A 22409-nucleotide genomic window follows, 5' to 3' on the forward strand; every position below is an offset into this window, starting at 1 on the left:
AGCAGTCGATGGACCTGGCTTCGACTGAGGTCGAGCCGTTCGGCTGCCTGGACGACGCTCAGACGTTCGTCACGGATCTTCTGGATGAATTCGAGGCGATGCAATTCTTTCTGCGACATGGTGATCAAAAAGGACATGACGACTCCGACCGCTCATGGTCTCGACCAGACTGAAGATCGTCATCCTTGCTCCCAACGTTGGCTTTGACCAGTGCGTCGAGAGGCGAGACTGTCGCATCTCTAACTGGCCCAACTGTCGCATTACTAAATAGCCCTTACAATACTTCGTGGCATAAAGCTGATTATGGAGCCGAGCAGTTGCGAGTAGGCACGAGTGATCTCAGCTCAGGCACACGGCTAGATGAACGACCACACGCAACCTATTCAATCGGACACTTAAGGCTGCTCACTCTTCTGCGGCGCCATTGGGAACGGGCGACGATTCCTCCGCACTGCTCTCTGAAGCATACTATCGTTTCCCCGCTGGATTAGTTGGCATCCTTGCGGCTGAAAGATGCTGGAAAGAGTTTGCGGTCCGGGCGACTGGCCGAACGGCAAAAGAACTGCGGTCGCACTGTCCAGAAAAGCCGAAACGTGAGTTCACTCTCCGTGCCAATCGACCAATCACTGCCTGCCCCGGACACGTTCTTCCATGAGTTTGTCGGAACGCTGGATGAAATGGTAATGCCAAGCCACGCGCTTCGCAAATCGTACCTCAGAAAACGGTCAAAGGCGAACGGTTGACCTCCGCTATCAGATACGTCTTTATCTGCCGCACGTTTGATTATTGCAGTGCCGAGAAGCAATGTGGGCATCCCCTAAACAGCCCGGAATCGCTCTCGGATAGTTTTGCCTCGAGAAAGGCAGGGGATCATTAGCACCTATTTCATTGGCATCGACGCCGGTTCATCACTTTGTAAGGCAGCCATTTTTGATCTTTCTGGACGGCAATTTGCCGAGGCGACGCGGCGCACGCCATTGAGCAGGCCAAAACCAGGCTGGTGCGAGCTTGACCCGGATATGTGCTGGACGGCTGTCGTTGACGTTATTCGCGACGCTCTCCGATCAAGTGGCTTAGAGCCGCAGCAGGTTGGCGGAATAGGCATCTCGGCGGCAATGGTTGGCGCTTGGCTTGTTGATTTCGAAGGCCAAGCGGTCAGACCCGGCATCAATTGGGAAGACAGCCGGAGCCAGGAGATCATTGACCGGCTGACGGCCGCCGACCCGAACGTCGGTTCGCGAATATTCCAGTCCTCGGGGTCGGTCCTGCAGCAGGGATGTACACTGCCCGTACTGGCCTGGCTGGTGGAGAATGAGCCCGAAACAATCGCCCAGACCGCTTATGTCCTGAGTTACAAGGACTTTATCCGCATGAGACTGACCGACTTTGCGGCGACTGACCGCAGCGAGGCCTCCGTCATTCCCGGCAGCGCGCGTGAAAGACAGCGTAGTGAAGCAATGATCGCGCTATTCGGACTGAAGGAGCATTTCCACTTGCTGCCACCGGTCTTCGATTCCGAAACGGTGCAAAGTTTCCTCAGCAGCGAAGCCGCCGCTCTCACCGGACTTCCGCAGGGCCTGCCGGTGGGTATTGGCGCCGGCGATGTCGCCGCCACGGTCATCGGGGCTGGCGGATTGGATGCGAACGGCGCGACGGCCGTCCTCGGAACGACCTGCATGGTCGGTGTTTGCCATCACACACCTGTTTTCACGCCGCCGGACGTGGGACTGTTGTTCTCGCTGCCTGGCGATGTCTGGTACCGCTCCATGGTCAATGTCGCGGGTACGCTCAACCTCGACTGGGCAATCGGCGCATTGGCCCCCGACTTGGTCTCCAACCCTGATCGCTATCAACTGATCACCGCAATGGTCGAGGACGTCCCGATTGGAGCACGGGAACTGACATATCTCCCGTACCTCAGCGAAAGCGGCATTATTGCACCTGTGGTCTCGCTTGATGCTCGCGCGCAGTTTGCTGGCCTGACATCACGGCACGGCCGGCCCGAACTGTTTCGCGCGGTGTTCGAAGGTGTTGCGCTGGCCATGCGCGACCTCCTCGACGTGCTGAACTTCGAGGGAAGCGAAGTCGTGCTGACGGGTGGAGGAAGCCAAAGCCCGTTCTGGAGCCAGATGATTTCTGACATCCTACAACGCGATGTCGTCGTGCCGCACGGCACGCAGTTCGGGGCGAGAGGTGCAGCACTTTTGGTTGCGACCGCGCTTGGCCATTTCCCGGATATCCGCACGGCGTCGCGGGCCGTTGCGGGCGATGCCAAGCGCTACCGATCCAACCCCGCGATGCGATGCGAATACGAAGCCGCACTGCAGCGCTATCGCGGTCACCGGGATCGCTTACTCTCCAAAGATTAGGGCCCCAGCATAATTCCGAGTGGGCGCTTGCATTTTTAAAATTGGTCTATACCATTCATCACTGCGGACTATACCGGAGGGATTGGCTGTGATCGATCAAGAGGCGCCTCTCTACATCAAGATTGCAACTCAGCTTGCGAGTGACATTCAGGCAGGCCGCCTGAAGGCAGGCGAGAAGATCGATTCTGAGCGTGTGCTGGCTGCTGATCTCGGCGTCAGCCGCATGACGGCCCGCCAGGCCATCCAACACCTCACCACGCGCGGGCTCGTCGAAACACGGGTTGGCCAGGGCACGTTCGTGACGCATCCCGTTATCGAACAGAAACTTTCGACGTTGTCGGGCTTTACCGAGGAAATGGCGCGCCAGGGCCACAAAACCTCCAGCCTAGTGGTCCTTGCTGAGACCCGTGTAGCGGACAGCTTCGCCATCGAAGCACTGCATCTTCCAAGCAACGCCCAGGTTCACCGGTTGGTCCGCGTCCGTCTCGTTGACGGGGAACCGGTGGCGATCGAAACGACGGACGTCAGCGCGTCCCTGGCGCCGGGATTGATCGAACTGGCTGATTTCAGCCGCGAGTCCGTCTACGGGATTTTACGGGATCATTTCGGGATTATTCCCACAACCGGTGAACAGACCATGATGGCGGCAACTGCCGACGCATCGACGGCTCGTTCCCTGAGCCTCATCGAAGGCAGCCCGGTTCTCAAGCTGACGCGTCTGACGTTCGACAGCCAAGGCCATCCATTTGAATTCGTAAGATCTTTCTATCGCGGCGATTCATTCGTCATGAAGGTGGATCTCAATCTCGGAGCATTAAGCGGACAATGACACTGCTGACGGATCAATATTTGGACGCCCTCATTTCGCGCCTGGGCCAGGTTCGGACGGAACTCGCGCCAGCCATGGAAAAAGCCGTAGAGGCGATCGTGGATGCCGCGCGAACCGATCATCGCGTCTATATTTTCGGAACTGGTCATTCCCATGTCTTGGCCGAGGAGGCCCACTACCGCGCGGGTGGACTTGCGATCACCGTTCCTATACTCGCCGGTCCGACGATGCTGCACGAGGGAGCGGTCGCCGGCACTGCCTATGAGCGCATGCCGGGCATCGTCGCGCCCATCTTCGCACGCTACGACATCCGTGCGGGGGACGTTCTTTTCGTGATCTCGAATTCCGGGACCAATCCCGCTCCCATCGAGGCAGCAAACATCGGGCGTGATCTCGACGCCAAGGTAATCGCCATCACCTCGGTAGCCTATTCGACAGCTTCGGCGAAAGGCGGAACACGCCTTGCCGACCTTGCCGATATTGTCCTCGACAACGGTTCACCGCCCGGCGATGCCATTTTGGACGTTCCCGGCAGCGACCTGAAAGTCGGACCGATTTCGACGGCAATCGGGGTCTCGATCCTGAATGCCATTCTGGCCGAGGTCGCCGCGCGGCTTTCGGCGGATGGCAACGCCCCCATCTACCTGAGCGCCAACATGCCGGGCGCAAAGGAGATCAACGAGAAGCTGGTCGAGCGGTTCCGCCCGCGCAACCCGCATCTTTGAGACAAGTTCACTGTCAACGAGCAACGTAAAAAAGAGGGAACTGACATGAAGAACAGAATCTTGGGCCTCCTCGCTGGAGCCTGCTTGCTGATGCCGCTCAACGCCATGGCCGCACCGGTGGAGGTTACGCTGTGGCACATGGAACAGCCGCCACACCGCGTCGCGCGAATCCAGGAAATCATTGATGCCTTCAACGCGGCTCATCCTGACATCAAGGTCAAGCAGGAGCCCCAGAACTGGGGTGAGGTTTACGCGAAGGCGCCCGCTGCGCTGGCGGCCGGCGCCGGCCCGGACATGCTGTTTGCGATTCCCGACTTCACACCCATTCTGAAGAACATCGGCGCCCTCACCTCGGTCTCCGATTTCGTCGGCGAGCTCGACAAGGAGCACCATTTCGTCAAGAGCGCTGTCCAGTCCTACAGCTATGATGGCGGCATCTGGGCCGTACCGCTCTACAACATGGCGATAAACCTGTGGTACAGAAAGAGTGTGCTCGACGCGGCAGGCCTGAAGGTCCCGGAGAACTGGAGCGACTGGAAGGCGGCGTCCGAAAAGCTGAGCACAAATGGCGCCTTCGGGATTGGATTGCCGGCCAACAAGCAGCTCTACACCGATCAGGCGATCTACAGCGTCATGGTCAACGGCGGAGCCACCGAGATCTTCAATGAGGACGGAAGCTTCCGATTCAACAATCCTCAGACGGTCGCCGCGCTCGACTATTACTCCAGCCTCCAGAAGCTGTCCCCGCCCGACAGCACCTCGTGGACCTGGGGCGAAGCTGAGGCCTGCTTTGTGTCCAAGAGCTGCGGCATGATCATGCAGTTCTCCGTCATTTCGAGCTATGACACCCAGGGCGGCGGTGACCCGGCAGACCTCGGCGTAGCCGCGATCCCCCATGCAGACGGCGAGAGCGATCACAACACGATTGCTTATGCAAACGCCGTCATGTTGCTGTCGAAGGACGATACCAAGCGCAAGGCGTCCGAGGAGTTCGTTCGCTACCTGCTTCAGCCGGAAACCTACGGCAAGTTCCTCAACATGGAACCTGGCCTGTTCATGCCCGTGACGGAAGATGGCGCTAAGTCTGAGAGCTTCTGGAGCGATCCCATGGTCCAGAAGTACAAGTCGCAGGTCGAGACGATCATCGCAAACTCCCAGAACGGGAAGCTGTTCGGTTTCACCAGCGGCCGAACCTTCCCTTCGATTGCGGCCGTCTCCGCACAGAACGTGATCGCCGAAACCCTGCAGATGATCGTGGTTGGCGGCAAGACCGCGGCTGACGCTGTCGCGGCTGGCCAGGACAGAATGATCGAAGTCGCCAAGTAGCAGCTGGAAGGAGCGCCGGATGCAAAAGTCGCGTTTACTCGCCATTGTCTTTGTGGCACCGGCGCTCATCGTCTTGGGAGGCATTCTCGGTTGGCCGTTGGTCTCTGCAATCCTATTAAGCATGCAGGACGTCAGAACCATCGGCTCGGCCGGACAATGGGTAGGCCTGCAGAACTACTCGGCCGTCCTGTCCAACCAGAGCTTCTGGATGGCGGTGGTCATGAGCATTATCTGGGTCGTAGCAAATGCCGTGGTCCAGACGATCCTCGCGCTGATCACCGCACTGACCCTCAACCAGAATTTCCCAGGTGTGCGCATTGCCCGTACCTGGGTTATTCTCACCTGGATCGTGCCAACAGTCGTTGTCGTCATCATCTGGCGATGGCTATTTTCGACATCAGGCGGAATGATCAATCCGCTCCTGGCGCAGGCAGGACTGATTGATCGTCCGATCGGTTTCTTCAGCATGCCATGGACGGCGATGGCGACGCTGATCTTCATCAATTCCTGGCGCTGGTTTCCGTTCATCGCGCTCATGATGCTTGCCGGGCTCACGCGCATTCCCTCCGATCTTTACGAAGCCGCGCGGATTGATGGCGCCAATGGTTGGCGAAGCTTTACGCGCATTACATGGCCTCTCCTCGCGCCGACACTTGGGGTGCTGACCGTGGTCGGAACGCTCCTGTCATTCAATGTGTTCGACATCATATGGCTGATGACGGCAGGGGGACCCGCGGGCGGCACGCGTACACTTCCCGTCATCATCTATGAGACCGCCTTCAAGGGCTACAAGCTCAGCGAAGCGGCCACGATGTCTGTGTTGGCGACAATTCTCCTGATGGCGTTTGCACTCTTGGCAAGCCGAACCTTGATGCGGGAAGACGATTGATGAAGCGCTCTTTCACCTCGTCCCTGTTACTCTGCCTTTCGCTGATCGTCTTGACCCTGTTGATCGGTCTGCCATTCTGGTGGGTGCTGTCAGGTGCGTTCAAGCTGCCCCAGGAGATTATCGCCCGCGTGCCGACGATGGTGCCGCACTCATTCACCCTGCAGCACTTCACCAAGCTGCTGAGCGGATCGGACTATCCCACCTACATGATCAACAGCCTGATCGTTGCGATCCTCTCGACCGCCCTGACGCTGACCCTGGCGGTTCCTGCTGCCTACGCGTTTTTCCGCCTCGCATTTCCGGGCCGCGAGACGCTCTATCGCATCATTCTGCTTGCCTACGCCTTTCCGAGCATCGTCGTGCTCATCCCGCTGTTCGGCATGTTTGCGAAAGTCGGGCTCATCGATACGCTCGCCGCGCTGATCATCGTCAACGTGACCTTTGCGCTCCCCTTCTCGATCTGGATGTTGCGCTCGTTCTTCGCCTCCGTTCCCAAGGAGATCGAGGAGGCCGCCGTCATGGACGGAACGCCGCCCGCCGTCATCCTGCGCAGGATCATGATCCCGCTGATCGCTCCCGGCATCGCGTCGGTCGGCATCTTCGCATTCATCTGCGCGTGGACCGAGTATGTTTTCGCTTCCGTGCTTATTCTCTCCGATGCCAAGCGAACGGTCCCGGTCGGGTTCTCGGGCATCATCGGCCAGTATCAGATCGATTGGGGCCTTCTATTGGCCGGCGCGAGCCTTGCGGTCCTGCCTGTCGTCATTCTTTTTGCCTTGGTCGGGCGCTGGTTTGTCAGCGGTCTCACCGAAGGCGCCGTGAAATAAAGGACCGAACTTTGGGAAAACTCCAACTCAAGAACATGAAGAAATCCTTCGGCGATACCGAGGTGATCCGCAATGTCGACCTGATGGTCGAGGATGGTGAGTTTATCGTGTTCGTCGGCCCATCTGGCTGCGGCAAGTCTACCCTGCTTCGCATGATTGCCGGGCTGGAGACCGCCGACAGCGGGGCGATCGAAATCGATGGCATCGATGTATCCAAATCCGATCCCAGCAAGCGCGGGATTGCCATGGTCTTTCAAACCTACGCCCTCTACCCGCACATGACGGTGGAAGAGAATATGGCGTTTGGCCTCGAAATGGCGGGTATGCCTCAGGCGGAGCGTAAGCAACTGGTCGAGAAGACGGCCCGCACACTGCATCTCGAGCCCTATCTCAAACGCAAGCCGAGGCAGCTTTCCGGTGGCCAGCGCCAGCGTGTGGCAATCGGCCGAGCCATTGTGCGCGATCCGAAGATATTCCTCTTCGATGAGCCACTTTCCAATCTCGATGCGGAGCTGAGGGTGCGGATGCGCATCGAGATCGCAAAACTTCATGCCGACCTCGGCGCGACGATGATCTATGTCACCCATGATCAGGTCGAGGCGATGACACTCGCCAGCCGCATCGTCGTCTTGCGCGATGGACGTATCGAGCAAGTCGGAACACCGCTCGAGCTTTATGGTGATCCACACAACGCATTTGTCGCCGGGTTCATAGGCTCGCCGAAGATGAACTTCATTCCTGCCACGCTAACAGGGCGAACGGAAGCTGGCAGCGTAATCCTGAACGCCCCCGATCTCGGCCTTGCTGGCATCGTCGTCATGCCCCGCGATGCCAACTCAGAAATACCGCAGCAGATGATCCTCGGTGTCCGCCCCGAGCACTTTCTGGAGCCCAATGCGGCTGGCAGCATAAACGTTAGCCTGACACCTGAAGTGATCGAACATCTGGGTGGCGTTTCCTACGTTTACACCGACGCAGGACGCGACACCTCGGTCATCGCCGAAGTCCGCGGCAAGCCGAACCTTAAGGTCGCAAGCGAACTGCACCTCAGCATACGACCCGCAGATTGCTTGCTGTTCGACGGCCAAGGAAGGCGTCTTTAGTCGCGGGTCAGCGGTCTTGACGCAATTCGTGACAAGACGACTGCCTTCCTAGCGCTCGCTTTTTCTAGCTTCGGCCGCTCTGGTCATAGGGCCTAAAATCGTTGGGGGAGACTGCTTTCCCATTTCACGCCGGACGTCAGCAAGGTGACTACCGTCGATAGCATAGACGTATTTGCGCGCTTGCCTCAGAACCAGCCTATTAGTTTCCCGTACAATCTTGCCCGGTCGCAAAGCGGCAAATTGCCGGGCAAAATCAACTGTGGTCGCCGCAAGGAATAGTCGTGTTGGACTTATCGGAAGTGCGTAATGCCCGGCATACTGCAGCATTCCTTGCGTGAAAATAACTGGCCGATCCGACGTCATCAGCCGTCGTTTCACGCAGCTGGTGTCAATTATGATCCACTGCATTCTTTGGAACAGGCGCAGCGCGGGTGGATGTTCGATGAAGGTCGTAATTGCAAACATCGCCGACCATTCGACGTGCGTTGCATCAGACTGCACCATCCAATCTTCAAAGAGAGCCGGGTCTTCCTCCAGCTTAATGGCGTCGTGTTTCGACTGAAACTCCTGTTGCGGCGTCATTACAAGGTCGGTGTAGTTCCTTTTGAACGCCGCGACCTCTTCTGGATTGCGCAGCATCAGAGACAATACAAAACGCCCCCAAGCATTGCGGATTCTCCCCTCAATTGGCGCAATTTCGCCCAAAAGCAGATCACGAGCACGGACCGCTTCATCATCAATGGGCGCCATAAAGGCGCTTTCCATCTCATGTTCGTCGACAAGAGGAACGCCGGGAAGCTTATACAAATCTACCGCATAACCTGTGGCTGTTGTCTGCGCTGAGAGTTGACCCGGGATTTCCACTGAGAAGTAAAATCTCGGTGGAAATGCCGGGTCACTTCTCAGTGGTAATCAACAGATCATTCGACAGGAGGAAAAGCTCCAGCTGCTCCGCATGTCACAAACCGATCAGTTGACTGGGCTTGCAAACCGTCACGCTTTTTTGAGCAGGCAGATCGGATCCTCCGGGAGCGGCTCGCGGCACCGGACTGCCACGACCTTGCCGGGATGCTTGCAAGCGCCGATGGCGCGCTGTACCGGGCGAAGGCCCTTGGGAGGAATCGCGTTGAGACCACAGGACCAAACGAATTGCTGCTGCACCCACAAGCCGATTGTCGGGCGACATGAAAAACTAACCCCCGCATTGCCTCAAGCAAAATGTTACCGATAGTGTCACCATTTCCGAACGGGGTGGCCGAGGTTGCCATGCCGGTTGGGAGGGTAGATGGCGAGGCGCGTCAGTATGGCAACACGGGCGGAATTCGTGCAGGCAATTGTTGAACGGTATCGATCGAGGAGAAGGACTGAAAAGAATCTTATCCTGGATGAGTTTGTCGCGGTAACGGGCTATCATCGCAAACACGCCATTCGACTCATGCGCACTTGTGAAGTGAAGCCGGCTTGCGACAGAAGACACGGTCTTCGCTATGGTGCGGATGTTCAAGAGGCGCTCATTGTCTTATGGGAAGCGTCTGAGCGGCTGTGCTCAAAGCGGCTGCGGCCACTGATACCTATTTTATTGCCGGCGCTTGAGCGGCATGGCCGGTTGGAGGTCGACGACGTGCGCCGCGGCAAGTTGCTCGCGGTGAGTCCTGCAACGATGGATCGGCTTTTGACGGAGGTTCGTGTTGTTGCTCGCGGCGGACAGCGGCGTCGTGCGGGAATGAGTTCGGCAATCCGCCGGTCGGTGCCGGTGCGCACTTTTGGGGACTGGAACGATCCGCTGCCTGGCTATGTCGAGGTCGACTTCGTGGCGCATTCGGGAACCTCGTCGTCGGGAAGCTTTGTGCAGACGATGGTGCTAACCGATATTGCCACGGGCTGGACCGAATGCGTTCCAGTTCGAACGCGGGACAGTGGTAACGTGGTCGTGGCGATCAAGGAAGCGCGCTCGCGTTTTCCCTTTCCCCTGTTGGGTGTGGACTTCGACAATGACAGCGCCTTCATGAACGAGTTCGTTGTCTCCTGGTGCCGCAGAGAGGGTCTTGAGGTGACCCGGTCGCGTGCTTATCGAAAGAACGACCAAGCGCATGTGGAGCAGAAGAATGGCGCCATCGTGCGCCGTTTAGCGGGCTATGGCCGGTTCGTCGGCGCAGAGGCGACGACTGCTCTAGGGCAGCTTTATGCTGTGGTGCGCCTTCACGGCAATCTCTTCCAGCCTTCGTTCAAGCTGAGAGAGAAGACTCGGATCGGCGCCCGTGTGATCAAACGGTATCATCCGCCCGTTCCACCAGCAGCCCGGGTCCTTGCGCATGAAGGTGTGACCGAGGTTGACAAGAAGCGGCTACAGACATTGATGGAAACAGCCGATCCGGTCGTATTGTTTGCCGGGATCCGCGCCGCGCAGGAAGAACTCGGAAAGCGCGTTGATCAACGCGGTCTCCGTGCAAAAATCGAACCGCCGTTGATCATCAATCTCCAAGCCGTTTCCGCGGATCTGAAAACAGCCTGGAAGGACGGTGAGACAAGGCCAACGCATCGACGACCCTACCGACGGACTAAACCGTGGCCGAAAAGACCCAGTATGTATGAGCCTTCGAGGCGCAAATCAAGGAATGGCTGACCGAAGATCCCAGCCTCTCGGCAGCCGCCGTGCTGCAACGGCTGCGGAATATCGAACCAGCTCGCTTCGAAGAAAGGAACCTCAGAATGGTGCAGCGGCTGTTTAAGGCCTGGCGCATCGAAATGGCTGGCTTGATCATCCTGGATGGCGGTTGGATCACGACGTTACCCTTATCCCATGCGGTGGTGACAGTAGAGGATACGGGCGCACTGGCACTTGGCGCGTTCGGTAACATCGGCCCATGAGGCAATATGGGGGGTCACTTCCTCATGTCGCTTGACACCGATCCCTGGCATCGTCAGTTGCGGGTAGCGGCGACCGGGGCGTCCTGATTTGATGTAGCGCTTTTGGACAAGCGTGCCTTAATGGGATGCGAACCGACGACCCGCGGTTTTCCAACCAGACAGTCACTGAAAATTTCGTGCCTTCACCTTCAGCGTGTCGATATGCAAATCACGCACAAACATATCCCGCGGCTGAACGACCGGCTTCGCCGCATAGCGTGGATCAGGACCAACGCCATGCGCAAACTCGTCCCCCCTGCCCGCCGATGGAAGCTGACGAGATCTACGGACTGCTTGATGGCCAGGCCTTCCACATGTGTGGTGACGAATTCAGCGTGGCGATCGGTGCGCAAGGCTGGGAAATCACGCTCTATCAGCCGCCTTCCGCGCAGCCCGAGCTGCGATACCCTAAGCGCCGGGGCAAACCCCCGGCGGCGCTCGATCCCGCGTTCGTGGAACGCGCAAGCCAACTGTTGAAGGTTCGGGCACGTCGCATGCATGCGGAAGTGGCAGCCGATTGGCCGCGTCTATCCACCAAGCCGGATCAACTGGGCCGGCTGGAGCATCCGCTTGGTGGTAACCGCCTGGCGGCCAAGTGGTATTGCCTGCATTGCGACGGCGAGCATACCGGCCAGGCGATGGCGGACAACCTTTGGCATTGCACCGCGTGCGGCGCGTCGCCGATCGACATCTTTCCCGAGCCGTTTTGGGAAGAATCTAGCCAGCCTGCGTGAGACGCTGGCTCGATTCAGAGAGATTCATAATCTTTGCGATCATACTTCAATGCCCGCTTCCGCAAGGATGACGGGCCTTGACCTGAGTAGGGTGTCTCAGATTGGCGGCGGGCTTGGGAGACGCCACCAATGCCATTGTTGATTTCCATTGGTGGCAATTCTATGGCGCGCAACATAGACGTGGTCGCACATGTCAGAGATCGCGATACTTGCACTCCTGCCTCACGTCTTCGATGATTTCACTGCACAAGGTCTCATATTCCTTGATAAGGTTGGTATCTGCCTTTGGATCCGCTCGAAGGCTTTCCACATACTGTGTGGCAAGCGCGTATGCCTCCGCCAGTTCATCCCATTCAGCGACATCCTGAAGCTGGCCTCGGTATTGGGGAAGCACCATTTGAAGGCGCAGAAGTCCAATTTTGGCCAGCCGGGCGGATGGAAGAAGCCCCGATTGAAACACCGTGTCAAAACGCTGCGGCCGTCGTTCCAAAAGCACGGCCTCATGGTCGCTGGAAGCGTTATGTGCTTTCTTCGGAAAATTCGCATAATAGTGGAAAAGCGCTTCTTGCTGGTGGTGCGGCATGACCGCGAACAGGTTGCGGAGTACTTGGTCCGTATCGTCATCGGAAAACAGTCTATCAGAGCGGGGTGGGTGCGATTTATACAACCAGAACACAAAGCTTGCCGCCGCGATTGCAATGATTATGATCATGCAACCAATGTAGATCAAGGCTGTCCAATCAACCCATGTCGTGGCGAGGCTCCACCGTTCGCGTTTGGCAGATGATAACTGCAAACGGCATCAAGGCAAATGCGTCAAAAGTTCGCTGATGGCGCGGCGGACGCGGGGGGTGGCATTGACCAGAGCTTTGATGAGTTGAAGCCCCTCCTTGCCGTTGACGAACGCGTCAACCTCCGGCGGCTTCGGCTCAACGATGCAGCCGTTGCCCACGCCGATGTAATCCTCGGCAAGGCCTTCGAAGAAGTGAGAGGCTGATAGGTTCAGGGCCTGCATGATCTCGAACATTGCTGACGCGCTAACGCGGTTGGTACCCTTTTCGTATTTCTGCACCTGTTGGAATGTTACACCAATAGCGGAACCCAGCTGTGTTTGGGAGATTCCGCTGCGTTTGCGCGCCAATGTTATACGGGCGCCCACATGGACATCGACAGGGTGGGGGTGACTACCGTCCAAGATATGCCTCCTATAAGGTCAAACATATAGCGTCGAATATATGACAAAATTTCGTTTTAGGCACCGTATCGATTGCGAAATGACCGATTTTAGAACCATTAGGCAGTTGAAGATGTCCGAACCCATACTGCACGAAACCACAGCCTTGATCCTCTCCGCAATGGGCAATGCGCGCCGACTGCAGATTCTGGAAGCGCTCAGTCACAGCGAAATGGCTGTCGGTGTCCTCGCCAGCACCATCGGTCTTTCTCCGTCTGCGACCTCACAACATCTGGGCAGGTTGCGGCAGGCTGGGCTCGTCATTCCTCGCAAGCAGCTGCACGAGGTTTTCTACTCGCTAAGCTCGCCCCAGATCATGGACCTTGTGACCCGGGCGCAGCACCTGCCGATAAGGCAGCGTGCGACGCCTTATGGGCGCAAATGGGCGTGACATCGACGTGACGCAACCATTACGTGCTAAAAACGCGTTATGTCGGTTGACGCGACCACCGACTCTGGCACATGGAGGCCTGATCAGAGAGGGATCAGGCTATGGAACGGCGCAGGCTAAGTGAGTTTTACCGAATTCATCAGGATGGGATCTTTGCGCCTAACACAAGAACCCCTTGCGGGGGCAGCCGGATTCCATCCGAGCCAGTTCAAGAGGAAGAAGCCATGGTTCACGAATATCGTGGCGGCCAAACTGTTGTAGGGTCGAATTTAGAGGACTGTTTGCGCCCACAGGCAGCATTGCTGCACCCTGTATTTCGACCCCGCCCGGCATGTGCAAAGCGGTTACGATGTACAGACATCGCCTGCTACTGGCATGGCGGTTGCTGAACCCGCGCTAAATTGCTTATCGAAATGATTCAGGAACGTTTCGATGAGGTGGCCATGGTAATATGCGTATACGATTGTCGCCATATTAGCCTCCCTGTTTTTGATAATATTGAACGTCAGACGATCGGCTTCGACTACTGGGCGAAACCAAGCTTTATTGGCCCAATCTGCGGCTTTGTGCGTGAAGTCACCGTCGCTATCAATTGACCAAGTTGTGATCTTGCCCTTAGCTTCCGATTGATTGATACGACTTTTGAAGTCATTGAGAAACGCTTGCGGCTTCGATGTTAAGAATACAACTGCCAATCTGTTTTCTCCTCTACTGAGAAACATATTTGGCGCGCGGAAAATACAATTTCAAGTAATGCATTTGGTTAAAATAACATGCCTGCATTGTGACGTGAAATTCTGGCACTTTCGCCTTCGGCAGCTCACGGCAATATCATGCGCGAAACGGAATATTGACCTCGTTTCCCCCTCCAAACCTTCCCCTGACCCAGCAGCGCGACCACCTCCAGCAGGATCTCGCCGCCTTATCTTTCGGCGAACTCCAAACAGGTTGGACACGCAATATCCGGGAGATATGTGTTGTCGGTATTTTCGGAGCTTTACACTTGCTATTTTCTTAGTTCGGGAGGTGTCCGACCAACGCCTGGTCGAAGATCGGCGCACCAGTCTGCGGGTCTGTGACGATCAGCGAGGTAGCAGGGTAATTCAGGTTGGAATGGGTCGTGATCCAAGCCGACGCATCCACCGACATCCACGCTGTCAGATTAAGGATGTCCTGGTGCAGGGCAGGGATGGGCTGGGCGAGGATTGGCTCGTAGTGGGCAATCCGGTTTCGCAACCTCCGGAGATTGCGGAGCTTCTCAGCGATCGTGGCGCGTTGGAGGCCGGTGGTCTGGAAAATCGGTCGCAGGTTTGCCCATAGATGGTTCGAAGTGCGTCCAAACAAAGAGCTCCAGAAGCCGAAGTTCAGCTCGGCGACCATCTGGCTATGGGTGGCAGCCTTCCTTTCACGCTGTAGAGTGGCCTGGGCCTGAGACACGCACGTTTGCTGGTAGGGGTCTGCCAGCACGGTGTTGTCGTGGAGCCAGCCATTGCCATGGGCTAGGGTCAGGGCACCGTCTGCCTTGTTCCTGAGGGCCACCTCCAGCATGTGCATGGAAGCGTAGAGGTCTGAGGAGAGCTGTACGTTGTAGCTATACAGGCGTTCTGCCAGGGCGACATCCCCCTGTGACCATGTCAGGTAGGTTGAGAAGCGGTCAGGGGAGAGGATGTCTACGAGGGGCATGTCAGGGAGGATGCTTGTAATTGGTTGGGGTCTGTGCCATATAAACCATGTATCCCCCGGCTGGTCACTGCTCTGCATACCGCCGGGGCAAGTTTTTCTGGGGTAGGGTCTTGTTGATGACCCCATAGTCTACCTCACCTCTGAGCCTAGGACTAGGCTAGGATACGCCAGTCTCCTACCCCGCTATCCTAGCTTTCTCCAGGTTAAGGTACGCTTACCCAAGCAGCCCTACTTACCCCAGTGGATCTCGAGTACCTTGAACGGCGTCTCACCTGGTAAGCCCTGCGGAAGCCAGGCAAGCTGCAGCCATTCCTTTTCCAGCTCCGCCCGTAGCTCTTTGGCGTGAGTGGTATTTGAAAGATCGACCGGTACCGAGGGCCGCATCTGGCAGCTCATGAAACCCTTTGCCGCCGCCACTCGGCACGCCTCGAGTACCGTCTCGCGGCTGAACTCGCGCTTGGCCAACTCCTCGAGCGCTTTAGTGGCGGTTTTCAGAAGCCGTTGCCCGATCGTCATGCGACGATCTTCCGGAAGTGGCCGTTGGCCCAGCGCCGGCCAAGATAGGTGTCGGTGACATCGATGCGGCTGTGCCCCAGCTCGTTGCTGACTTGCATCCGCGCCATTTCGTCGAAATGGCGGTCTGTGACGTTCATCTGCTCAGCTGACGGCCCGCCGGCGGCCGGACAGGCCCAGCGGGTCAGGACCTTGTAGCGCCATTGCGCGTAGGCGCGGCGCAGGCCGTGGGCCTGGCCCAGACCCGCAGCGCGTGTTTGGGCTTTATAGGTCTGTAAATGTTGGCGATGAGTATGGCCGGTCGGGATGAGCGAGCCATCGCCGTGCATAGCGGCAATCTAGGTGAGATTCAGCGTCAATCAGGATGAGACGCGGGCGACAATCTGGATGAGATTCTTAGGTCGCGGTCGGGGTCAGATTATCATGCTGATTGTCGCTGACAAGTTCTTCGTCATTTTCTGATTGCCGCTCCGCGACAGACAGCGTTGAGGTCCTGATTGCCGCGCTATAACGTTGCGCTGGTTTCCGCACAGATGATTATAGAGATCGTGTCCCATGAGATGGTTTAACTGCCGACGAGGCCACCGTACTCTCCGGCAGGGCCGGGAGGATCAACGCGCCACGGCTGGCAAGCTGATGATTGGATCATCGCTCATTTTGCCGATGGTTTCTACTGTCATGTAGCGCGACCGTTGCACCGCCCACTCGTCGTTTTGCTCGAGGAGCATCGCACCGACAAGCCTGACAATGGCGTCTTCGTTCGGGAAGATGCCGACGACATCCGTCCGCTTCTTGATTTCTCCATTGAGACGTTCGATGGGATTCGTGGAGTGAAGCTTGGTCCAATGTTGCTTCGGAAAACTCATATAGGCCAGGACATCGTGCTCGGCCTCATCCATGATCGCAGCGAGCTTGGGCACTTTAGGGCGGATCTGATCGGCGACATTACACCATTGGCTGCTTGCGGCCTCCGGGGTCTCCTGGGCGAAAGCTGTTCCGATGAAGGCGGAAACAACCCGCCTGCCACTCTTGCCTGCATGGGCCAGCACATTGCGGGCGAAGTGGACCCGGCATCGCTGCCAGCTAGCGCACAGGACTTTGGAGACGGCAGCCTTGATGCCCTCGTGGGCATCGGAGACGACCAACTTAACGCCGCGTAGGCCTCGTCGCGTCAGCTTGCGCAAGAACTCTGTCCAGATCGGCTCAGCTTCTGAGGTCCCGACCTCCGTACCGAGGACTTCTCGTCGACCATCGGTGTTGACGCCCACCGCGATGATGGCGGCAACAGAGATGATGCGGCCACCGCGCCGCACTTTGAGGTAGGTGCCGTCCACCCACAAGTACGGCCAGTCGCCCTCGATTGGCCGATCGAGAAAGGCTTTGACCTTGTCATCGATCTCTTCGCACAGGCGGGAAACCTGGCTCTTTGAGATGCCGCTCATCCCCATGGCCTTGACGAGATCATCTACGGAACGCGTCGAGATGCCCTGAATGTAAGCTTCCTGGATAACAGCTGTCAGCGCCTTCTCGGCCATGCGGCGTGGCTCGAGGAAGGTTGGGAAGTAGGACCCTTTACGCAGATTTGGGATACGCAGCTCTACCGTACCTGCACGGGTCTCCCAGTCACGGTCGCGATAACCGTTGCGTTGCGCCAATCGCGATGGGCTCTTCTCACCATGCGCCGCTCCAGTTGCAGCGCTAACTTCCAATTCCATCAGTCGCTCAGCAGCAAAACCGATCATGTCGCGCAGAATATCCGCGTCCGGGGTCTTCTCCACGAGCTCGCGTAGGTCCATTATGTCGTTGGTCATCGATGTATCCTTCGTATCTGGTTGAGTGTCAGCAACCCAACCATACAGGAGATTATCGATGACCGCCCGCAAAGCCGCTCACTCGCTACAGCGCGCTAAGGGCGCGCTCGCGAGCGGCTTTGCTACCGTCGACCTACACCACGCTCGGGGACACGATCCAGTCTGGTCGCGCCGAAAGGGGTTCCTCATGCGCCGACGCACTTTCAGAACGTCCGCCGGGGCGCGGAGAACAGTCGATTGTCTGCCCTCCGCGCCTTGAGAGACGAGGCGATCATCAGCTCGCGGGCAGAATGGCGATATCCCACAGCTCCGCGTCCAGTCCCTCGATGGCGCCGACTTCAGTCGCCGCGCCAGTTTCCAGGTTCACGGTGTAGAGCATCTTGCTCGCAGCCAGATAGGCCGTGTTCTTGCCGTCTTCCGATCCCTGAATATCGAAGGCATAAGCTGCGGGACCGTCCTTGATGCCGAGCTTTCCAATCGCCTTCAACGTGCCGTCGTTTGGCTTGGTCTGCTGGATCAGTGCGCCGATCGTCGCGTCGATGTTGTACATCGCCGTCTTCTCCGGCTTGCCGAAGGAATTGGTGTAGGCAGCAGCGACGATGTTCGGCGTTTCACCCTTGTGCATGTCGCCATCCTCGTAGGCCAGGACGCCGTCCACCGTTACCGCACCCGTGTCGGGATGGACCCGATGGTTGGTCGTTCCGGTCATGAAGCGCAGACGGTCGGCCATCGGATTGAAGTCGACGACGACAGGCGCTTCGGTAAGAGAGAGCATCTTGTCCATCTTGGCGACCTCGCTCGCAGCTCCAGTCTCAAGATCGATCGAGACGATGCGATGGTCGGCCGTGACGCCGATGACGGTCTTGGTGCCTGGGCGGAAATCGATACCGATGAGCTTGTCGACGCCGGTGACCTCCATCGTCTTGGAGACCGCTGGCTTTGCCGTGTCAAACATGACGAGCGTTTTGTCGCCAGTCAGACCGAGCACCGGCGCGGCGAGTGCGGCGCTGGCGGTCATCGCGAATGCAGAGGAGGTGATCAGTGCGGCACGAATGATGGACATGTCTTTCTCCCGTTTGGTTGCTTTACGGGGCGGATCGAGGCTGTTCGAAACGCTCCCATCCTCACGACACGGCAGCAGGCCCATTTGGATGCAGGCTGCCAAAAAAACTTTCTCGGCACGCATCCATTCCAGCTCGTCGTGGGTATAGGCATTCAGTGGCGACCGTGGTCACCACCGAGATGGGGGACCTTGTGTATGTTGATGGGCTTCAAGCCGGATGATCTTGGGGGCGCGCTCGCCGCATGCGCCAAGGGCGATCGCAACGCGTTGCGAAGCATCTACGATCAGGAGGCGGGCCGACTTGTCGCCGTTGCTGAACGCATCGTGCGCCGGCGCGACCTCGCGGAGGAGGTCGTCCAGGAGGCCTTCATACGCATCTGGACCCATGCCCACCAATACAAGCAGGATTGTGGTTCGGCCCGCGGCTGGATTTACGCGATCGTCCGCAACCGCGCCCTCAATCTCCTGCGCGATGGCAAACGCGAGATTGCAGTCGAAGACGTCGGCGTGCTCCGCGAGGGAGAAGACGCCAACGAACTGATCGCCGCCTGGCAGTCTCTGGACCGCAGTTCGCGTCTATATGAGTGCCTCGGCGCGCTCGACGAAACAAAACGGCGCGGCATTCTGATGGCCTATATCAACGGATACACCCACGGGGAAATCGCCGGACGGCTGCGGATGCCGCTGGGCACGGTCAAATCATGGATCAGACGCGGGCTGACCGCACTTCGGGAGTGCATGGCATGAGATACGAGCACGCGGACATTCCCTCGATCGCCGACGAATACGTGCTGGGCCTGCTTGACCCGCGGGAGACGGCCGAGATCGATGAGGCTATGCACAGCGACGTAGAGCTTCGGGCAGCCGTGGCAGCCGGCCGAGATCGTCTTCTCCCGCTCGACATGGCGCTCGAACCGGTCATCATCGATCAGGCGCTCTGGCAGCGCATTGAATCCTCGTTGTCTGATCGTCAGGAGACTGACAGACCTACAATGCGGCGTCCCACCAATGACAACCGATCGAACACGTGGCGAAACGCTGCAGTCGGAGCGCTCGCCGCAACCATCCTGCTTGCCGTTGGACTGGCATTCAGCTTGATGCGAACCGTGGAGCCGATTGTTGTCGCAGTCCTTGTCAACGAGGCTGGCGAAGTCCAGGCGATCGTCGAGGATTTCGGCAACGAGAATGCCGCCGTCCGCCTGCTGGGCGATTTCGACGTGCCAAACGACAAGACCATCCAGGTCTGGACTTTGCCGTCGCGGGATATAGGGCCTGTATCCCTCGGACTGCTGAAAGGTGTGCACTCGGCCCGTCTTGCAACTCCTGAACTCCCGACGCCTCATGTCGATCAGCTCTACGAACTGACGCTTGAACAGGCCGGCGGATCGCCGACGGGGCGCCCGACGGGTCCGATCCTGGCAAAGGGCTTGGCGAGGTTGCCTCGATAGTGATGGAATGATGTAGTTTGAGTACATGCAGTGGTCGGCACCAACCCAGCTCACGCCGCACAGCCTGTCTATTTCTGCAAAATTGCTGAATTTCTTACGACACCGGCCTCTTGTGAGGCACGGCCGAAGTGGACCAATCTTGGTCTATAGGGCAATCGTTGCCGCCGCCGGCCGACGATGGCAATCTCGCTGGACGCCTTGAGTTGCCCGAAGACTCAAACCCTCTGAACACGCCGCTCGAACCCGAGTTCGACGATATCGAGATAGTCGCATCCGAGGCGAGCAATACGTCGGTAGCGCTGGCCATCCTGGTCGCTTGAAACGTCTTCACAACGTCGTGAGGCCGTAACAAATCTGCCCGCTACGACGTAGCTGATCTCAGAGTATCAAGCGGGAGCCTGGTAATGCGATATTTGGAAACGACGATTCTAAGCAGTTTCATCGCGTTTGTGGCAGCTTTTATGTGCGAGCCAACGCTGGCCGCCGACCGGATGCCAACTGTTGTCGAGCTGTTTACAAGCCAAGGCTGGATCGTGCCCCACCGAGTGGTGTAACTCGGCGGTAGCGCAGCCTCTCGCGAGCGCGCCCTTAATTGCGCTGTAGCGAGTGAGGGGCTGTGCGGGCGGCCATCAGTGTTTTCCGCTAGGGTCGGGTTGTTCAAGACACAACCTGACGGAAAGGTCACTGATGACCACTGACATGATGAACGTGCGTTCGCTCGTTGAGAAGAGCGCTGATGCGGATTTGTTGCGCGAGATGATCGGCTTTGCCGCTGAGCGGCTGATGGAACTGGAAGTCGGCTCAGCTACAGGTGCAGGTTTGGGGGAGAAGAACCCTATGCGGCTTGCCCAGCGCAATGGCTACCGTGACCGCGATTGGGAGACGCGAGCCGGCACAGTCGAGCTTCGCATCCCGAAGCTGCGCAAAGGTAGCTACTTTCCGAGCTTCCTCGAGCCGCGCCGCATGGCGGAGAAGGCTCTGACTGCTGTTATCCAAGAGGCGTATATCCAAGGAATATCGACACGGTCGGTCGATGATCTGGTCAAAGCCATGGGGATGAGCGGCATCTCCAAAAGCCAGGTGAGCCGTCTATGCGAAGAAATCGACGTCAAGGTGAAGGCGTTCCTCGACAGGCCGATTGAAGGCGAGTGGCCGTATGTATGGGTCGATGCGACCTACCTCAAAGTCCGGCGTGGTGGTCGGATTGTCTCGGTCGCCGTCATCATCGCGGTCGGCGTCAACAGCGACGGTCGGCGTGAAGTCTTGGGTATGGAAGTCGGTACATCGGAAGCTGAGCCAATCTGGACGGAGTTTTTGCGTCGGCTGACCCGCCGAGGTCTACGCGGGGTTAAGCTGGTTGTTTCCGATGCGCATGAGGGCATCAAAGCTGCCGTTTCCAAGGTTCTCAACGCCACATGGCAGCGGTGCCGCGTTCACTTCATGAGGAATGTGCTGGCGCATGCCGGAAAGAGCGGGAGGCGGGTCGTATCCGCCTTCATCGCAACGGCCTTTGCCCAAGAGACGCCGACGGCGGCCAGCGCTCAATGGCGAAGTGTTGCCGATCAAATCAGACCGAAAGTACCGAAGCTTGCCACTATCATGGATGAAGCTGAAGACGATGTGCTCGCCTACATGACCTTCCCGAAAGAGCATCGGGCGAAGTTACACTCGACGAATCCAATTGAGCGTCTCAACGGCGAAATCAAACGACGAACCGAGGTTGTCGGCATCTTTCCCAACGATGAAGCCATCGTCCGTCTCGTTGGCGCATTGCTCATGGAGGCGAACGACGAGTGGACCGTCCAGCGAGGCAGATACCTGACCCTTGAGACCATGGCTCAAATGAGCGATGATCCCCAAATCAGCTTGCCCGCTGTGGCCCGCTGATAATCGCTCCGACCTGGGGCGGAAAGCACGGCACTCAGCCGCCAGCTACACCACCTATGGGGACACGATCCAAGGCTGCTCGTCCTGTCCGCCAGCTAATGCAAATCTCATCAAGCTCAGTAAGCGCGATGACGTCTTGACGCTGAGCTTTTCTGTGACTTACTGGGATTACCTCGGCTGGAGAGACAGTTTCGGTAAGCAGGTTTTCACAGAGCGCCAAGCTGCTTATGAACCCGCGTTACAGCAATCTGGCAGCTATACCCCGCAGATGATTGTCAACGGCGCAACCACCACCGTCGGAAACGATTATGCTGAAATCAATCGGCTGCTTTCCCAGGCAAAGCCGCTGAAGTCACCACTATTGTCACTCAATAAGACTTCCGTGTCTGTCGGACGTGGGCCGATACCAGCCGGCCCAGCGGATGTCTGGCTTGTCCGCTACGATCCAAATCTCGTGGAAGTTCCGGTCGCGCGTGGGGAAAACAGCGGGATCACCCTGCCGCATATTCATGTTGTGCATGAACTGATTCACCTTGGAGCTTGGAGCTTGGAGCGGCGCGGCGATCTCCTACACGTTTGCCCCGACATCTGGTCGCTTCAAAACAGCCATCCTCGTACAAAATGCCCGAGGCGGTCCGATATTGTCGGCAAGTAACGAATTAGCGGTCAG

Annotated in this window: 25 protein-coding genes; 15 read left to right on the plus strand and 10 right to left on the minus strand. The window is 57.8% G+C overall.

Translation table 11 applies throughout. The features are described 5' to 3' along the window. Positions 1-137, minus strand: a 137-nt coding sequence (locus D460_RS35690) for a helix-turn-helix domain-containing protein (RefSeq protein WP_155947883.1), incomplete at its 3' end; no start/stop codon positions are given. A 711-nt stretch (positions 138-848) separates the two neighbouring features. Between D460_RS35690 and D460_RS0131275 the strand changes: the two genes are divergently transcribed. The 7 genes from D460_RS0131275 to ugpC all read left to right on the plus strand — a co-directional run bounded on the left by D460_RS0131275 (position 849) and on the right by ugpC (position 8068). Then, positions 849-2369 carry an FGGY-family carbohydrate kinase gene (locus D460_RS0131275; protein WP_081620020.1) on the plus strand — a complete coding sequence of 507 codons (1521 nt, stop codon included), beginning with the start codon at positions 849-851 and terminating at the stop codon, positions 2367-2369. A gap of 88 nt (positions 2370-2457) precedes the next feature. After that, entirely contained in the window at positions 2458-3198 is a 741-nt protein-coding gene (locus tag D460_RS0131280; protein WP_018902562.1) for a GntR family transcriptional regulator, read from the plus strand. After that, positions 3195-3923, plus strand: a complete 729-nt coding sequence (locus D460_RS0131285; protein ID WP_018902563.1) for an SIS domain-containing protein — start codon at positions 3195-3197, stop codon at positions 3921-3923. The genes D460_RS0131280 and D460_RS0131285 overlap by 4 nt, the downstream gene beginning before the upstream one ends. A 45-nt stretch (positions 3924-3968) precedes the next feature. Next, positions 3969-5249 carry an ABC transporter substrate-binding protein gene (locus D460_RS0131290; protein ID WP_018902564.1) on the plus strand — a complete coding sequence of 427 codons (1281 nt, stop codon included), beginning with the start codon at positions 3969-3971 and terminating at the stop codon, positions 5247-5249. 19 nt (positions 5250-5268) lie between these two features. After that, positions 5269-6138: a sugar ABC transporter permease gene (locus D460_RS0131295; protein WP_018902565.1), complete on the plus strand. Its 870-nt coding sequence runs from the start codon at positions 5269-5271 to the stop codon at positions 6136-6138. After that, entirely contained in the window at positions 6138-6965 is an 828-nt protein-coding gene (locus tag D460_RS0131300) for a carbohydrate ABC transporter permease (protein ID WP_018902566.1), read from the plus strand. Before D460_RS0131295 ends, D460_RS0131300 begins: the two co-directional genes overlap by 1 nt. A gap of 11 nt (positions 6966-6976) precedes the next feature. Continuing rightward, on the plus strand, positions 6977-8068 hold the full coding sequence (ugpC, locus tag D460_RS0131305; protein ID WP_026283733.1) for a sn-glycerol-3-phosphate ABC transporter ATP-binding protein UgpC: 1092 nt from the start codon (positions 6977-6979) through the stop codon (positions 8066-8068). A 48-nt stretch (positions 8069-8116) separates the two neighbouring features. Here the strand turns inward: ugpC and D460_RS0131310 are convergent, their stop codons facing one another. Next, the gene (locus D460_RS0131310) at positions 8117-8932 is read right to left on the minus strand and encodes a DUF4238 domain-containing protein (RefSeq protein ID WP_026283734.1); all 816 of its coding nucleotides are present in this window, start codon (positions 8930-8932) and stop codon (positions 8117-8119) included. A gap of 439 nt (positions 8933-9371) precedes the next feature. Between D460_RS0131310 and D460_RS34255 the strand changes: the two genes are divergently transcribed. The 3 genes from D460_RS34255 (at position 9372) to D460_RS34260 (ending at position 11709) form a co-directional block, all read left to right on the plus strand. After that, complete coding sequence (locus D460_RS34255) at positions 9372-10691, plus strand: transposase family protein (RefSeq protein WP_245267851.1); 1320 nt, start codon at positions 9372-9374, stop codon at positions 10689-10691. Between the two features lie 86 nt (positions 10692-10777). Beyond that, the gene (locus tag D460_RS37015; RefSeq protein WP_018902569.1) at positions 10778-10936 is read left to right on the plus strand and encodes a hypothetical protein; all 159 of its coding nucleotides are present in this window, start codon (positions 10778-10780) and stop codon (positions 10934-10936) included. A gap of 305 nt (positions 10937-11241) precedes the next feature. Continuing rightward, positions 11242-11709 carry a hypothetical protein gene (locus D460_RS34260; protein WP_018902570.1) on the plus strand — a complete coding sequence of 156 codons (468 nt, stop codon included), beginning with the start codon at positions 11242-11244 and terminating at the stop codon, positions 11707-11709. A gap of 193 nt (positions 11710-11902) precedes the next feature. On the opposite strand, the gene D460_RS34265 is transcribed toward D460_RS34260, so the two are convergent. Further along, positions 11903-12439, minus strand: coding sequence for a hypothetical protein (locus D460_RS34265; protein ID WP_018902571.1), 537 nt, complete (start codon positions 12437-12439; stop codon positions 11903-11905). Between the two features lie 72 nt (positions 12440-12511). Then, the gene (locus tag D460_RS35700; RefSeq protein ID WP_018902572.1) at positions 12512-12904 is read right to left on the minus strand and encodes a helix-turn-helix domain-containing protein; all 393 of its coding nucleotides are present in this window, start codon (positions 12902-12904) and stop codon (positions 12512-12514) included. A 79-nt stretch (positions 12905-12983) separates the two neighbouring features. Here D460_RS35700 and D460_RS34270 point away from each other — a divergent pair, with 79 nt between their 5' ends. Next, entirely contained in the window at positions 12984-13334 is a 351-nt protein-coding gene (locus D460_RS34270) for a metalloregulator ArsR/SmtB family transcription factor (RefSeq protein WP_018902573.1), read from the plus strand. A gap of 344 nt (positions 13335-13678) precedes the next feature. Here D460_RS34270 and D460_RS0131345 read toward each other — a convergent pair whose 3' ends face one another. The 6 genes from D460_RS0131345 to D460_RS0131375 all read right to left on the minus strand — a co-directional run bounded on the left by D460_RS0131345 (position 13679) and on the right by D460_RS0131375 (position 18404). Beyond that, a complete protein-coding gene (locus D460_RS0131345) occupies positions 13679-14029 on the minus strand; it encodes a hypothetical protein (protein ID WP_018902574.1) in 351 nt (116 codons plus the stop codon). A 319-nt stretch (positions 14030-14348) separates the two neighbouring features. After that, positions 14349-15017, minus strand: coding sequence for an Abi family protein (locus D460_RS0131350; protein WP_037112490.1), 669 nt, complete (start codon positions 15015-15017; stop codon positions 14349-14351). A 228-nt stretch (positions 15018-15245) separates the two neighbouring features. Further along, entirely contained in the window at positions 15246-15533 is a 288-nt protein-coding gene (locus D460_RS0131355) for a hypothetical protein (protein ID WP_018902576.1), read from the minus strand. Next, positions 15530-15859 (minus strand): hypothetical protein, encoded by a 330-nt coding sequence (locus D460_RS0131360; protein ID WP_018902577.1) that lies wholly within the window; start codon positions 15857-15859, stop codon positions 15530-15532. The genes D460_RS0131355 and D460_RS0131360 overlap by 4 nt, the downstream gene beginning before the upstream one ends. A 282-nt stretch (positions 15860-16141) precedes the next feature. Continuing rightward, positions 16142-17341 (minus strand): IS256 family transposase, encoded by a 1200-nt coding sequence (locus tag D460_RS0131370; RefSeq protein WP_018902579.1) that lies wholly within the window; start codon positions 17339-17341, stop codon positions 16142-16144. 274 nt (positions 17342-17615) lie between these two features. Continuing rightward, positions 17616-18404, minus strand: a complete 789-nt coding sequence (locus D460_RS0131375) for a DUF4394 domain-containing protein (protein WP_018902580.1) — start codon at positions 18402-18404, stop codon at positions 17616-17618. 201 nt (positions 18405-18605) lie between these two features. Between D460_RS0131375 and D460_RS0131380 the strand changes: the two genes are divergently transcribed. The 4 genes from D460_RS0131380 (at position 18606) to D460_RS35705 (ending at position 22394) form a co-directional block, all read left to right on the plus strand. Continuing rightward, positions 18606-19151, plus strand: coding sequence for a sigma-70 family RNA polymerase sigma factor (locus D460_RS0131380; RefSeq protein WP_026283737.1), 546 nt, complete (start codon positions 18606-18608; stop codon positions 19149-19151). After that, positions 19148-19852 carry an anti-sigma factor gene (locus D460_RS0131385; RefSeq protein WP_018902582.1) on the plus strand — a complete coding sequence of 235 codons (705 nt, stop codon included), beginning with the start codon at positions 19148-19150 and terminating at the stop codon, positions 19850-19852. Before D460_RS0131380 ends, D460_RS0131385 begins: the two co-directional genes overlap by 4 nt. A gap of 687 nt (positions 19853-20539) precedes the next feature. Beyond that, positions 20540-21739 carry an IS256 family transposase gene (locus tag D460_RS0131400; RefSeq protein ID WP_018902585.1) on the plus strand — a complete coding sequence of 400 codons (1200 nt, stop codon included), beginning with the start codon at positions 20540-20542 and terminating at the stop codon, positions 21737-21739. Continuing rightward, positions 21702-22394 (plus strand): DUF1223 domain-containing protein, encoded by a 693-nt coding sequence (locus D460_RS35705; RefSeq protein WP_245267852.1) that lies wholly within the window; start codon positions 21702-21704, stop codon positions 22392-22394. The genes D460_RS0131400 and D460_RS35705 overlap by 38 nt, the downstream gene beginning before the upstream one ends. Positions 22395-22409 lie beyond the last annotated feature (15 nt).

The sequence above is a fragment of the Rhizobium sp. 2MFCol3.1 genome (assembly GCF_000377565.1).
Lineage (GTDB): Bacteria > Pseudomonadota > Alphaproteobacteria > Rhizobiales > Rhizobiaceae > Rhizobium.

Excerpts from the sequence above, each read along its gene's own strand:
- D460_RS0131285 (WP_018902563.1), top strand. The coding sequence starts at position 3,195 with ATGACACTGCTGACGGATCAATATTTGGACGCCCTCATTTCGCGCCTG.
- D460_RS0131290 (WP_018902564.1), top strand. The coding sequence starts at position 3,969 with ATGAAGAACAGAATCTTGGGCCTCCTCGCTGGAGCCTGCTTGCTGATG.
- D460_RS0131295 (WP_018902565.1), top strand. The coding sequence starts at position 5,269 with ATGCAAAAGTCGCGTTTACTCGCCATTGTCTTTGTGGCACCGGCGCTC.
- D460_RS0131300 (WP_018902566.1), top strand. The coding sequence starts at position 6,138 with ATGAAGCGCTCTTTCACCTCGTCCCTGTTACTCTGCCTTTCGCTGATC.
- D460_RS34255 (WP_245267851.1), top strand. The coding sequence starts at position 9,372 with ATGGCAACACGGGCGGAATTCGTGCAGGCAATTGTTGAACGGTATCGA.
- D460_RS37015 (WP_018902569.1), top strand. The coding sequence starts at position 10,778 with ATGGTGCAGCGGCTGTTTAAGGCCTGGCGCATCGAAATGGCTGGCTTG.
- D460_RS34260 (WP_018902570.1), top strand. The coding sequence starts at position 11,242 with ATGGAAGCTGACGAGATCTACGGACTGCTTGATGGCCAGGCCTTCCAC.
- D460_RS34270 (WP_018902573.1), top strand. The coding sequence starts at position 12,984 with ATGACCGATTTTAGAACCATTAGGCAGTTGAAGATGTCCGAACCCATA.
- D460_RS0131350 (WP_037112490.1), bottom strand. The coding sequence starts at position 15,017 with ATGCCCCTCGTAGACATCCTCTCCCCTGACCGCTTCTCAACCTACCTG.
- D460_RS0131355 (WP_018902576.1), bottom strand. The coding sequence starts at position 15,533 with ATGACGATCGGGCAACGGCTTCTGAAAACCGCCACTAAAGCGCTCGAG.
- D460_RS0131360 (WP_018902577.1), bottom strand. The coding sequence starts at position 15,859 with ATGCACGGCGATGGCTCGCTCATCCCGACCGGCCATACTCATCGCCAA.
- D460_RS0131370 (WP_018902579.1), bottom strand. The coding sequence starts at position 17,341 with ATGACCAACGACATAATGGACCTACGCGAGCTCGTGGAGAAGACCCCG.
- D460_RS0131375 (WP_018902580.1), bottom strand. The coding sequence starts at position 18,404 with ATGTCCATCATTCGTGCCGCACTGATCACCTCCTCTGCATTCGCGATG.
- D460_RS0131380 (WP_026283737.1), top strand. The coding sequence starts at position 18,606 with ATGGGCTTCAAGCCGGATGATCTTGGGGGCGCGCTCGCCGCATGCGCC.
- D460_RS0131385 (WP_018902582.1), top strand. The coding sequence starts at position 19,148 with ATGAGATACGAGCACGCGGACATTCCCTCGATCGCCGACGAATACGTG.
- D460_RS0131400 (WP_018902585.1), top strand. The coding sequence starts at position 20,540 with ATGACCACTGACATGATGAACGTGCGTTCGCTCGTTGAGAAGAGCGCT.
- D460_RS35705 (WP_245267852.1), top strand. The coding sequence starts at position 21,702 with ATGATCCCCAAATCAGCTTGCCCGCTGTGGCCCGCTGATAATCGCTCC.